The sequence below is a fragment of the Rhodococcus koreensis genome (assembly GCF_017068375.1).
Taxonomy (GTDB): domain Bacteria; phylum Actinomycetota; class Actinomycetes; order Mycobacteriales; family Mycobacteriaceae; genus Rhodococcus_F; species Rhodococcus_F koreensis.
The window spans coordinates 302,939-315,413 of record NZ_CP070610.1 but is presented as its reverse complement, the minus strand read 5'-3'; the positions used below and the strand labels follow the sequence as shown (position 1 = coordinate 315,413).

The window sequence follows — 12,475 nt, the reverse complement described above, 5'->3', positions numbered from 1 at the left end:
TGACCGCGGCGTCACCGGGATCGGAGAGCGTCGCGGATCTCGTCGACGGCCGCTTGCTGCAGTGGCGAGAAGAACTTGTCCCGCCGCCACAGCAACGCGATACGCTCGGTGAGTTCGAGGCCGGGAACGGCCAACTCCTGTAGTCGGCCCGCGGCGAGGTCGGATTCGACGACGTAGCGCGGGGCGAAAATCGCCCACGCGTTCTCGGCGGCGGCCTGCTTCATCGGTTCGGCATGCCCGAATCTGATGATGAAATTCGGTTCGATATCGCTGAGCCGGGTGAGCTGTTCCATCAGGTTGCGTTGGTAGATCACCTCCCGCGGCGCGCCGACGAACGGCAGCGCCAATGCCTCGTCGAGGGACAGCGCCCTCGACGAGGCGACGAGGCCCGGCCCGGCGCAGAGGGTGATCGGCTCGGTGCGGATGACGTCGGAGGACATGGTGTCCGGGAGGTGCCGCTGATCCCAGGTCACGACGGCGAAGTCCGCCTCACCGGTTTCCACCGCACGCAACGCTTCGTTGGGTTGCGAGCTGGAAAGGGTGAGGTCCGCACCGGGCCGGCCGCGCTGGAACCGGGACAGAATCGGCGGGAGGAGGTAGCTGCCCACCGCCATGCTCGATGCGATGGACGCGGCGCCGCCTCGCCCCGATCCGAGTTCGTCGACGTCGCGCCTGATCTGGGCCGCCGAGGCCAACATCTCCTTCGCCCACTGGTTGGCGCGTTCGCCCGCTTCTGTCAACAACATTCGGTTACCGCGGCGGACGAACAGCTTTGCGCCGAGCCATGATTCGAGAGCCCTCAACTGTCCCGAGACGGCCGGCTGGGCGACCATCAGCACTTCCGCGGCTCGCGTAACACTTCCCTCCTCGACGACGAGCCGGAACACTTCCAGGCGTTTGAGCGACAGTTGCGCTTCCATGGTCCCTCTATAAGCAATCAGTGATGCGTGTATCGATATCTTGATATTTGCTTTATACCACGGAATCTCTATTGTTAGGTGCATCACAGCCTCAGTGGTATGGATCGCCGATCCGTTCCGCGGGAATGAGGACCACACACCCCGTGCGCACCGATTGCACGGGTGTGTCCGCCCTCGAACACACAACTGGCAAGGAACACGATGAACGTACCGTGGATAACGGAACAGCAAGTACGCGAAAGGGTCTCGATCTTCGACGCCATCGAGTCGGTCACCCGATCGATTACCCGTGAAGTCGACGGCACCGCCCGCAACATCCCGAAAACGATGACGACCTGGGAGCCGGCCAGCAGCGCGCACGCTCTCGGTGCCTATGACGAGGGCGCCGGCCTCGTCGCGTTCAAGACCTGGGTCAACACTCCGGCAGGTGCCTCGGCGCTGATGACGCTGTTCGACGCCACTACCGGTACCCCCCGTGCGGTGCTCGAGGCCGGTGCGCTGGGTGGGATGCGTACCGCGGCGGTCTCCGGGCTGGCGACACGCCTGATGAGTGCCCCCGATGCGTCCGAGCTCGCCCTGATCGGCAGCGGACGGCAGGCATTGGGACAAGTTGCTGCGGTGTGTGCAGTTCGACCGATCACCCGGGTGCGGGTGTGGAGCCGCTCCGAGAACAGCCGGACCGGTTTCGCGGCAACGGTGCGCGAAAACCTCGGCATCGACGCCGTCGCGGCCCCCACACTCGCCGAGGCCGTCGACGGGGCCCCCATCGTCACCCTCATCACCCGAGCGACGGAACCGTTCCTCCCGCGAGGACTGTTGTCCCCGGGAACGCACCTCAATGCCGTCGGCGCGATCTTGCCGAGCAACGCCGAGTTCGATCCCGCGTTGCTGGCCGACGCCGACCTGGCGGTCGTCGACAGTATCGCCAACGCACGTCGATCATCCCGGGAGCTGACCGAGTACTACGGCGAGGACTGGACCCCCGTCAAGACCCTCGGCGACCTTCTCACCGGTGCGGTGGTGCGTCCGCTGCACCCCGTTTTGACGATCTTCAAAGGACTCGGGATGGGTCTGGCCGATCTGGCGGTGGCAGCAACGGTGCTCGAGTCGACCAATCGCGAAGGAGTACTGGCATGAGATTCCGCACCGACACCGCACTGATCACCGGATCGATCGCACCCTTGATCACCCCGTTCACCGATAGCGGGGCGCTCGACACGGCAAGCCTGCGCCGACTGGTCCAGTGGCAAATCGCGGCCGGATCGCACGGATTGTCGATCGGTGGATCAACCGGGGAGCCGGCCGCACAGACCGTCGCCGAGCGGATCGAGGCGATCGAGGTCGTCGCCGACGAGATCAACGACCGCGTTCCCTTCATCCCTGGAACCGGATCGGCCAAGCTGGACGAAACCCTCGAGATCACCGCAGCCGCTCGTGCCGCCGGAGCCGATGCGGCCTTGATCATCACCCCGTACTACGCGCGACCCACCCAAGAGGCGCTGTACCGGTGGTACGCCACCATCGCCGGGGAGTTCCCGGACCTGCCGATCATCATGTACAACGTTCCCTCGAGGACCGCCGTCGAACTGGACCCCTCCACGGTCGCCCGCCTCTACCGGGACTTCGACAACATCGTCGGTATCAAGGAAACAACGAAGGACTTCGAACACTTCTCCCGGGTGATTCACGAAGCCGGAGAGAATATCTCGGTGTGGTCCGGCATCGAACTGCTCTGCCTTCCCCTGCTTGCACTCGGCGGTGTCGGATTCGTCAGCGCCGTCAGCAACATCGCCCCCCACACGGTCGCGCGGATGTACGAACTGTGGACATCCGGTGATCACGACGGTGCCCGCGCACTTCACTACGCGCTGCACCCGCTGGTGGACCTGCTGTTCGTGGAGACCAATCCGGCACCGGCCAAGTGGGTCCTGCACCAGCAGGGACGGATCGCCTCACCGCACATGCGGTCCCCGCTGATTACGCCCACATCGACGGGCATCGACCGGATCGAGACCCTCCTCGGTCAGGCCTCGACCATCCTCACCGAAGAAAAGGCTTTCTGATGCGATTGGCAACGGTCGAACAGGACGGTGATCCGCGGACCGTCGTCCTCGACGCAGACGGCCGACCGCGGGACGTGACCGGGCTCACCGGTGTGGTGACCGCTGACGTCGACATCGACAAATTCGCTGCTCTGACGGATCAGGATCTCCACCGATGCCCGGTGATCGATCTCGACCGGATCACCCGTTGGCTACCGCCGGTCACCGATCCGCGGCGGATCCTCTGCGTCGGTTTCAACTACCACAACCACGCCGTCGAGATGGATAAGGAACCGCCGCAACATCCCACGTTCTTCGTCCGTTTCCCCTCGTCGCTCGTCGGGCACATGGAGCCGGTCGAACGAACGCCGGCGTCCGACAGTTTGGACTGGGAGGGGGAGATCGCGATCGTCATCGGCCGCGGCGGCCGGAACATTCGGGCCCGAGATGCGGCGCACCACGTCTGGGGCTACACCGCCTTCGCCGACAACAGTGTCCGGGAATTCCAACTCCACGGAACGCAGGCCACAGCGGGAAAGAACTTCGACCGATCCGGGTCGGTCGGCCCGTGGCTGGTCACGGCGGACGAGATCGCCGACCCGAACGCCCTGGAAGTACACACCTACCTCGGCGACAACCGGGTACAGGCCGGGGTTCTCGCGGATCTGGTGTTCGATGTTCCCTCGGTCATCGAATATGTCAGCACATGGACGACGCTGACCCCCGGAGACATCATCGCCACCGGCACGCCGGCCGGGATCGGTTACCGGCAGGATCCGCCCAGATACCTACAGCCCGGGGAAGTGCTGACCATCGACATCCCCGGCGTCACTCGACTCGTCAACCACATCCGCTGACGTAGCGAGGAGGAAGAACATGACGACATGCTCGACAACACCGCACGAGGACATCGCAGCATCACTGAAGGAGGTGATGGCTGCGGTCTGCACCCCGGTCTCGGTGGTGACGGCGATGGACGGTGATCGACCGCACGGAACGACCGTCAGTGCCTTCGCATCCTTGTCGATGGCACCCCCCATGGTCCTGGTCTCTCTCGACCGGACCTCCGAGCTCCTCGGAATCATTCAGCGCGGCAGACGGTTCGGCGTCAACATCCTCGGTAGCGCCCAGTCGGCGGCAGCAACGGCCTTCGCCCGCAAGGGGACCGACAAATTCGCCGACACACCGTGGACTCGGGTCGGTGGTGTTCCCCGTTTGACCGGCGCACCGGGCTGGGTGGTCTGTGACGCGTCCTCCTTCGTAGAGGGTGGAGACCACATCGTCGTGTTGGGCGAGGTTCGTGAGGCGGTCGCCCACGACGGATCGCCGCTCACCTACTTCCGCCGCGATTTCGGTACCCACATGTTGCTCGGCCAGGAGCACCGGTGACCCCGGATCGGGCAGGCGAACACGCGGTCAACCGGGCCGTCACGGCGCTGCGGGCCGGCGGCATGGTCGTCGTGCTCGATGGCGAAGATCGCGAGAACGAGGGCGACCTCGTGGCCGGTGCCGACACCGTCAGCGCCGAGCAGATAGCTTTCATGGTCCGCCATACCACCGGCATCCTCTGCGTTCCGATGACCACCGAACGAGCCGATCAGCTTGAGTTGGCGCCGATGGTGCCGGTGAACACGGACACCCACCAGACCGCCTTCACCGTCACCGTCGACCACATCGGCGCCGGGACAGGGGTGTCCGCCAGCGACCGCGCGATGACCGTGCGCGCCCTCGCCCGCTCGACCAGCGTCCCCGGTGACTTCCGTCGCCCCGGACATGTCTTCCCGCTTCGCTCGCGCCCGGGAGGTGTCCTGGAGCGGCCTGGGCACACCGAAGCCGCAATCGACTTACTCACCCTCGCCGACCGTGCTCCGGTCGGGGTGATCGGGGAAATCGTCGCGGAGGACGGCTCGATGCGGCGGGGGCCGGATCTGCGCCGATTCGCGGACAGCCATGGGCTGCCCATGGTCACCATCGCCGACCTCGCGCAATCCCTGCATCCGGAAACGGGACCCGTGGAAAGACTCTCGACCTCGCGCATGCCCACCGCCTTCGGAGAGTTCCAGGCAATCGCGTACCGGTCGAGCGATGACGGAGTCGAGCATCTGGCGTTGGTGATGGGAGACGTGGCCGCGGCCGCCGAGAGTGAATCCGGTGCCCTCGTGCGCCTGCACAGCGAATGCCTGACCGGGGACATTCTCGCCTCGACCCGGTGTGACTGCGGCAGCCAACTCGAGCAGGCACTGATGGCGGTCAGTCAGGAGCAATGCGGCGCGGTGATCTACCTGCGGGGGCACGAAGGCCGTGGCATCGGTTTGGCGCACAAGATCCACGCCTACGCGCTGCAAGACCGCGGGATGGACACCGTGGACGCCAACCTCGCCCAAGGCCTCGCCGCCGACGCCCGCTCGTACGCGGTCGGAGCCCACATCCTCAGGGAACTCGGAGTAGTCAGAGTGCGCCTGTTGACCAACAATCCGGCCAAATGTGCGGCATTGACCACCGACGGGCTCGAGGTCCTTGCCCGCGTCGGGCTCTCGACCAACGCGACCACCGACAATGTCCGTTACCTCCGTACCAAACGCGACCGTATGGGCCATGTACTCGACATCCCCGATGTCACCGACTCTGAAAGAAGCGTGCTGTGACCGCTCATCTCGGCGATCAGGTCCTGACACCCCTGAACTTTCTCGAACGCGCGGAGGCCATCCACGCCGATCGCACCGCCATGACCTACCACTCCCAGTCGTGGTCGTACGGCGAGTTCGCGGTCACCGCCCGCCGCATGGCCGGCACACTCGCAGGCCACGGAGTCAAACCGGGCGACCGCGTCGCCGTCCTGGCCTCGAACACCCCGCTGATGCTGCTCGCGCACTTCGCCGTTCCCTTGGCCGGCGGCGTGCTCGTCACCCTCAACCACCGCCTGGCCGCACCGGAACTGAAGTACATCGTCCAACACTCCGGCGCATCACTCATTCTGGTCGATAACGAATTCAGCGCCGCCGCAGAATCCTTCGGCATCCGGACCCTCGCTGCCGAACAGGTCCTGGACGCGGACGGACCCGAACACGCGCGCACGGTCGAGGACGAACGCAGCCTCATCTCGCTGAACTACACCAGCGGCACGACCGGCCGGCCCAAGGGCGTCATGTACCACCACCGCGGCGCCTACCTGCAGGCGCTTGCCATAACCCACCACGCCAAACTCGGCCTCGACACCGTCTACCTGTGGACCCTGCCGATGTTCCACTGCAATGGCTGGTGTTTTCCCTGGGCAATCACCGCCGCGGCAGGAACACAGGTCTGTCTCGATCGCCCCGACCCCGACACAGTATGGGCCCATCTGCGCAGCGGGGGCATCACCCACTTCAACGCCGCTCCCACCGTCCTCACCAACCTCACACAACATCGTGAGGCAGACAACGGGCCTCTCGGCAGAATCGTCGAGGTGGGAATCGGGGGAGCGCCGCCGTCCCCCACACTGTTGTCCGAATTGACCGCACTCGGCATCCACACCACCCACCTCTACGGTCTGACCGAAACCTTCGGACCTGCTGTGGTGAACGAACCACGCCCCGAATGGAACACCCTCAGCCATACCGATCTCTCCAAAGCAATGGCTGTCCAGGGCAACTCCAACATGGTCGGCACAGGAATCAGGGTCCTGGACACCGTCGGCAAGAAAGACGGCGCCCCGATCGCCGACGTCACCGCTGACGGCACAACTCTCGGGGAGATCGCTGTCCGAGGGAACACCGTCATGCTGGGCTACTACAACGACGACGCAGCGACCGAGGCCGCCCGGATCGGCGAATGGTTCAAGACCGGCGACCTCGGCGTCATGCACCCCGACGGATCGGTGGAAATCCGGGACCGCGCAAAAGACATCGTGATCTCCGGCGGAGAGAACATCGCCACGGTCGAAGTCGAACACGTACTCACCTCCCATCCCGCGGTCGCCGAGGCGGCCGTCATCGGCGTCGCTGATCCGAAATGGGGCGAAGTTCCGGTGGCTGTCGTCGCGCTGCGGCCAGGCGCGGACGTGTCCACCGAAGACCTCATCTCCTACACACGTACCCAACTCGCAGGCTTCAAGACACCCAAACAAATCTACTTTCGCGAACTGCCCAAGTCCGGAACGGGGAAGATACTCAAACACGTTCTCCGGGGGCTTATTGCACCGGGAGACGAACAGGTGCTGCAGGTGGATCTGCGGGCGAGCACCTGAACCTGTTCACAACCGATTCCGCGATGCTGCCCATGTGTCGCCAACCAAGGTAAGCAGCGCGGCGTGCGCCGCCCTGCGAGATGCACACCGGACGGTGACCCAAGGGAGCGGGCCTGCTGAGTGTGCCAGCGGCGATCTGCCGGGACGGCGCCAATAGTGCCAGGTCGCCGAATAGCCGTGCGAGGGTAACCGCTCAGGGAGGAGGCCGCATTCGTGGATGCGGCCTCCTCACAAGACGTGAAAGCTACGGAACGAGGTACCCCCCATCGACGGGCATTGTGATGCCGGTGACGAAACTGGCCTGATCGGAAAGCAGCCAGGCCGCCGCGGGAGGAATCTCCTCAGGTCGACCCATTCGATTCATCGGGCTGGCGGTATTGAACTTTGCGGCGATGTCGGGGGGCGTCTGCGCGAGCCCGCCGATGAGCATCTCGGTGGCGGTGGATCCCGGCGCGATGGCGTTGATGCGGATCCCGCTCTGGCCGTACTCGAAAGCTGTCGCCTTGGTCAAACCGATAACACCGTGCTTCGCCGCAATGTAGGGCGCAATTCCGAAGTTACCAACGAATCCACCTACGCTGCTCGTGTTGACGATGGATCCGCCTCCCGAAGCAAGCATCGCTCGGATCTCGTGCTGCATCGACAAGAACGTGCCTTTGAGGTTGACCGCCAGGACGCGGTCATAATCTTCGTCGCTGTAGTCGTGGAAGTTTTCCAGCGTATTGAAGCCGGCGTTGTTGAACGCTGCATCGAGCCGGCCGTACGTCTCCACACAATGAGCGACCGCGGCCGCGATCGTGTCACCGTCAGTGACATCGACGAAGAGGGATTCGACGTGGTGGCCCTGTGCGCGCAACTCGTCACGTAGAGCTGTCGTGGCTTCGAGGTTTCGTGCTCCGAGCACGAGGCGCGCTCCTTCGGCTGCGAAGTGGCGGGCGGCGGCTGCGCCGATGCCCTGGCTGGCGCCGATGATGAGGGTTGCTTTGCCGGTGAGAATCCCGGTAGTGGTGGTGGTCATGACGTGGCGTTGCCTTTCGTGTTTCCTTGCGAGGGGACGTCGAGTGAGTACTCGACGCCGAGGGTCGATGCGAGAGCATCAACGGTGGAGGGCCAGACGATCTGGCAGTTGCGGTGTTCGACGGTTGTCCGCGCGGCGTCATCGGCGACTTCGAATTCGCCGTGCCAGGCAATGAGCGTGCGGGCGTCCGGCCCGGCCGGGAGTGCGGTGACGGTGACTGAGGTGTGGGAGGCGCTCACCGGAATCGGAGGAGTCCCGACGAAGGAATAGGTGAAACTCCGGCCCTGGTGATCCAGCTCGCCAAGGCGCTCGAGAATGCGTGAGCCATCTTGGAGGTGAATCTCGCGGATTGCGCCGGGGGTTTGCGCGGCACCGTCGACGATGGTGCAGACGGTGACAGTGGGATGCCAGGACATGTTGCCGAAGTTGCCGGCCAGTGCCCATACCTCCGTTGCGGATGCGTGAATGATGGCAGCGAGATCGTGATGAATGCGCATCGGCATCAGATCGATCCGCCATTGTTGGCCAGGAGAATTTGGCCGTTGACCCAGCCGGCGGTGGGGGTCGCGAGAAATGCCGCGATGCCCGCGATGTCCGAGGGGTGCCCGAGTCGCCTCATGGGCGCGGCCGCGGCGAGCGATTCCATCATGCCTGTCGGTGCTCCCGCGACGACTTCGGAGTCTGGGGCGAGGAATCCGGCAGCCACTGGGCAGATCATGATCGAGTTGACTGTGATACCTCGGTTGCCGAGTTCGTTTGCGAGCACGCCGACTGTCGCGTTCGCGCCGGCTTTGGTGGTTGCGTATGCGGAGAACCCGGCTGGCGTGAACTTGACCGTGCTGGAGGTGATGTTGATGATCCGGCCGCCGTCGCGGATTGTTCTCGCGGCCTCCCGGAGCACGAAGAAGACCGAGCGGGTGTTGACCGCCAGTAGCCGGTCGAACTCCTCGTTCGTGACTTCGGCGAGGGAGGTGAGGGGTGCAGTGACGCCGGCGTTCGCGACGATGATATCGACACCGCCGAAGTGAGCCGTTGTCGCCGCGAAGAGTGCTGAAACCTCGGAGCTTTCAGTGAGATCGACTCGGACTGCGAGTGCCTGTGCGCCCCGGGATCGAAGCGACGCCACGGTTTCCTCGGCCTCGTCGCGGCGGCTCCTGTAGTGCACGACAACGGATGCACCGTCGTCGGTCAGTGCCTGTGCGGTTGCTCGCCCGATGCTGCGGGGTGCTCCGGTCACTATCGCGACCTTCCCGTTCAGTGGCCCGCTCGGCCGCGCCGACGGGTAATCCCGAGTCGAGTTCTCCATGGACGTTCCTCCGAGTGGGGCAGTAGATGCCGAGTTCGTGACTGTGCGACCTCGAGCGATGTGAAGTGGGAACGGCTATATCGTCGACCGGCAACGCGATGACAACCAGTGCCCTGCTCGGCGGTAGGACTCGCAGTACCACGACGGGGCGGAAGAAGAGGAAGACAATGGAGCGGTGACCACGAACGACAACTCGCTCGGCCAGATCCTGCGCACATGGCGAGACCGGCTTCAGCCCGCCGATGTGGGACTTCCTGACAGTCGACAACGCCGTTCGCATGGTTTACGGCGCGAGGATCTCGCTGCGTTAGCCGGCGTGTCCGTGGACTACGTGGTACGACTCGAACAAGGACGAGCACGTAACCCATCAATGCAGGTAGTTGCCGCGCTCGCCCGGAGCCTACAGCTCAACCGAACCGAGCACGATCACCTCTACCGGCTCGCGGGTCTTCTACCTCCAGCCAGCAGAACTATCTCCTCCCACGTGCCGCCCGGAGTGCAGAGACTCGTCGCACGGCTCGGGGAACTTCCTCTCGCGATCTATTCCGCCGACTGGACGCTCCTGTACTGGACTGCCCTCGGGGCGCTGCTTCTCGGAGACCCGCTCGACAGGCCGACAACCGAACGCAATCTCGTTCGAGCCACCTTCCTCGGCAAGGGCAAAGCCGAAACGCGGGCGACCCCATGGCCTGTCCACTCCGAGCGAGGATCGGAAGAAATGGAGGCGGCCCTTGTAGCAGACCTCCGTCTAGCATCGGCCAACTACAGTGACGACACACAACTGGCCTCCCTCATCGCAGAGTTGAGAAAGGCAAGTCCGCGCTTTGCCACGCTGTGGGCAGGGGGGACAGCGGCAGTGCACGCCACTGATCGCAAAACGATCCAGCATCCCTCAGTCGGCAACGTCACGGTCGATTGCGACGTACTCCTGGTTCCTGGGGAAGATCTGAAGATCGTCGCCTACAGCGCTGATGCGGGCAGCGTCGACGCTCAACGACTCGATTTGCTGCGAGTCGCCGGCACGTATGCCCTCACAGAACGCACTGGGTGAGCACGTCCCGGCCACCCGCACAAGATTTGTTCGGGTGGAGGGGGGTGGGCGCCACGGCCACAGAGCACGCGTCCACCCCTCCGGGTGCGGTCTGCGCGCTTTCAGATGCCGGTCCCCGGGGTGTCTGAAGATTGCCGAGTAGGTCGGTGGTGGCCTCAGCGGGGCAGGAACTCCTCGAGTTCGCCGACGACACCGTGCGCCTCCCGCGCCGCATGTGGTGATCGTGTTGACGGACGGGGACATGCCGTGGCTGGAATATTCGTCGCGAGCGCATCTGGTGTGCGGTGATCGGTGGAACCGCCCAGGTGGAGCGCACACTGTCGTGGCGTCGAGGGTGCAGATCCCGGTCGGTGCAGCGTGAGCGCGGCGCGTGGCGGCGATGTGATCAGAGACGCCCCACGCCGGGCAAGTTGCTACCGCACCAATGGCGTGGACAATTCCGAGTGGAGAACTCCGGCGACACGCTCAGTGCGATTTCTCGGACTGCGGACGACGTGAGACGGTGGGTCGCCCAGTTGACGTGATAGCCCATTTGATGTGCCGGCCGTGACGTCGTCCAGACAACGACGAGGTCACGGCAGGCATTCGGCACGGGTGACTATGCTGTTTCCACCGACACAATCAATTCGATTTCCACGCATGCGCCGTGAGGAAGTTGCGCGACACCGATGGCGCTGCGTGCGTGGGTTCCTCGATCGCCCAACTCGTTGATGAAGATTTCCGATGCGGCATCGAGAACCTTGCCTTGTTCGGTGAAGTCCGATGTGGACGAGACGTACCCTGTGATCTTCAGGAGGCGGGCGAGCTTGTGGGCAGGACCTAGTTCGCGTTGCAACGTGTCGAGGCTCAGCTGGGCGCACAGGCGCGCCGCGGCCTGAGCCGTTGGCAGATCGATGTCATCGCCTACCTTTCCACGGTGGACGAGTCGGCCGTCTTCCCTGGGAAGCTGACCGCTGAGGTAGGCCACGCCCCGATGGACCACCAGTGGGCGGATATTGCTACTGGGCTGCTCTGATTTGACTGTCGAGTCGACAGTGGAAGCGCTCATGATATTTATCGGTTCGGCTTTCTATTGCGGAAGGGTGTAGGCAAAGCTGGAGATTTCGCGCACGAGTGCCTCGGGTTCCTCTTCTGGGATGTAGTGGCCCGATCGCGGTATGAGCCCGCCTCGCACATCGGTGCCGAGTGGTTTCATACGTTCGAAGAGATCGGGTGCAGAGCCGACTTCGCCACCGAGCGCCAAGACTGGCACGGCAATCTTCGTCGTCATCAGCGATGAGTTCTGCTCGATGTCCTCGAGCACCGCGCGGTAGTACCCGAGCATCCCCCGGGTGCCGCCCGGCGCTTGGTAGACACGCTCGTATTCGTCGATGTCCTCCCGGCTGAACGTCGCCCTCCAGTTCGCTGTCTTGCGACTGAAGAACCATTCGATCAGGATTCGCTCGCGTCCGGCGAGCAACGCCTCGGGTAGGTCCGCGATCGGGTTGAACAGGAAGTGCCAGTTGCGCCAATTGTCCGGCCCGAGCGTTAGAGTCGGCTGCAGCGTAACTCCCGGAATGTTTCCATCGAGCAGGACGAGGCCACGCAGGTCGTCGGCGAACTGGTGGGCATAGGCGTAACCGACCCAGGATCCGATGTCGTGTCCGACGAATAGGTAGCGTTCCTGATTCATCGCGCTCATCAGGGCTCGCACCCGCGCGCTCGTCGTCTTGGTGTCGTATCCACCTAGCGGCTTGTCGGAGTCTCCCTGGCCTGGGAGATCGAGTGCGATGACGTGATAGTTCTGGGCGAGTAGGGGAATCACTCGCCTCCATGCGTACACACTCTGTGGGTACCCTGCGACCAGCACTATCGTTGGGCCCTCGCCGGCTTCGACGACGTGAAATCGGATGTCGTCTGCCCACACCATGTGG

13 protein-coding genes are annotated in these 12,475 nt (G+C 64.1%); 7 read left to right on the top strand and 6 right to left on the bottom strand.

Annotated elements, in window-relative coordinates; all coding sequences use genetic code 11:
- Positions 1-11: 11 nt before the first annotated feature.
- On the bottom strand, positions 12-920 hold the full coding sequence (locus tag JWS14_RS42435) for a LysR family transcriptional regulator (protein WP_167118175.1): 909 nt from the start codon (positions 918-920) through the stop codon (positions 12-14).
- A 201-nt stretch (positions 921-1,121) separates the two neighbouring features.
- On the opposite strand from JWS14_RS42435, the gene JWS14_RS42430 reads away from it, so the two are divergent.
- The 6 genes from JWS14_RS42430 to JWS14_RS42405 are packed head-to-tail and all read left to right on the top strand — an operon-like array spanning position 1,122 to position 7,187.
- Complete coding sequence (locus JWS14_RS42430; RefSeq protein WP_206016411.1) at positions 1,122-2,057, top strand: ornithine cyclodeaminase family protein; 936 nt, start codon at positions 1,122-1,124, stop codon at positions 2,055-2,057.
- Positions 2,054-2,983, top strand: coding sequence for a 4-hydroxy-tetrahydrodipicolinate synthase (gene dapA, locus JWS14_RS42425; RefSeq protein WP_206016410.1), 930 nt, complete (start codon positions 2,054-2,056; stop codon positions 2,981-2,983). Before JWS14_RS42430 ends, dapA begins: the two co-directional genes overlap by 4 nt.
- A complete protein-coding gene (locus tag JWS14_RS42420) occupies positions 2,983-3,819 on the top strand; it encodes a fumarylacetoacetate hydrolase family protein (RefSeq protein WP_095869936.1) in 837 nt (278 codons plus the stop codon). The genes dapA and JWS14_RS42420 overlap by 1 nt, the downstream gene beginning before the upstream one ends.
- 19 nt (positions 3,820-3,838) lie before the next feature.
- Entirely contained in the window at positions 3,839-4,351 is a 513-nt protein-coding gene (locus tag JWS14_RS42415) for a flavin reductase family protein (RefSeq protein WP_095869937.1), read from the top strand.
- Positions 4,348-5,607, top strand: a complete 1,260-nt coding sequence (locus JWS14_RS42410) for a bifunctional 3,4-dihydroxy-2-butanone-4-phosphate synthase/GTP cyclohydrolase II (protein WP_259376149.1) — start codon at positions 4,348-4,350, stop codon at positions 5,605-5,607. Before JWS14_RS42415 ends, JWS14_RS42410 begins: the two co-directional genes overlap by 4 nt.
- Positions 5,604-7,187, top strand: coding sequence for an AMP-binding protein (locus JWS14_RS42405; RefSeq protein WP_241031759.1), 1,584 nt, complete (start codon positions 5,604-5,606; stop codon positions 7,185-7,187). The genes JWS14_RS42410 and JWS14_RS42405 overlap by 4 nt, the downstream gene beginning before the upstream one ends.
- A gap of 244 nt (positions 7,188-7,431) precedes the next feature.
- On the opposite strand, the gene JWS14_RS42400 is transcribed toward JWS14_RS42405, so the two are convergent.
- The 3 genes from JWS14_RS42400 to JWS14_RS42390 are packed head-to-tail and all read right to left on the bottom strand — an operon-like array spanning position 7,432 to position 9,511.
- Positions 7,432-8,205, bottom strand: a complete 774-nt coding sequence (locus JWS14_RS42400) for an SDR family NAD(P)-dependent oxidoreductase (protein WP_206016409.1) — start codon at positions 8,203-8,205, stop codon at positions 7,432-7,434.
- Positions 8,202-8,708, bottom strand: coding sequence for an SRPBCC family protein (locus JWS14_RS42395; RefSeq protein ID WP_206016408.1), 507 nt, complete (start codon positions 8,706-8,708; stop codon positions 8,202-8,204). Before JWS14_RS42395 ends, JWS14_RS42400 begins: the two co-directional genes overlap by 4 nt.
- Entirely contained in the window at positions 8,708-9,511 is an 804-nt protein-coding gene (locus tag JWS14_RS42390) for an SDR family oxidoreductase (RefSeq protein WP_206016407.1), read from the bottom strand. The genes JWS14_RS42395 and JWS14_RS42390 overlap by 1 nt, the downstream gene beginning before the upstream one ends.
- A gap of 175 nt (positions 9,512-9,686) precedes the next feature.
- Here JWS14_RS42390 and JWS14_RS42385 point away from each other — a divergent pair, with 175 nt between their 5' ends.
- On the top strand, positions 9,687-10,562 hold the full coding sequence (locus JWS14_RS42385) for a helix-turn-helix domain-containing protein (RefSeq protein ID WP_206016406.1): 876 nt from the start codon (positions 9,687-9,689) through the stop codon (positions 10,560-10,562).
- Positions 10,563-11,160: 598 nt separating this feature from the next.
- Here JWS14_RS42385 and JWS14_RS42380 read toward each other — a convergent pair.
- Both JWS14_RS42380 and JWS14_RS42375 read right to left on the bottom strand, forming a co-directional pair.
- Positions 11,161-11,610 carry a RidA family protein gene (locus JWS14_RS42380; protein WP_167118196.1) on the bottom strand — a complete coding sequence of 150 codons (450 nt, stop codon included), beginning with the start codon at positions 11,608-11,610 and terminating at the stop codon, positions 11,161-11,163.
- Positions 11,611-11,631: 21 nt separating this feature from the next.
- On the bottom strand, positions 11,632-12,471 hold the full coding sequence (locus JWS14_RS42375) for an alpha/beta fold hydrolase (RefSeq protein ID WP_206016924.1): 840 nt from the start codon (positions 12,469-12,471) through the stop codon (positions 11,632-11,634).
- Between the last annotated feature and the right edge of the window lie 4 nt (positions 12,472-12,475).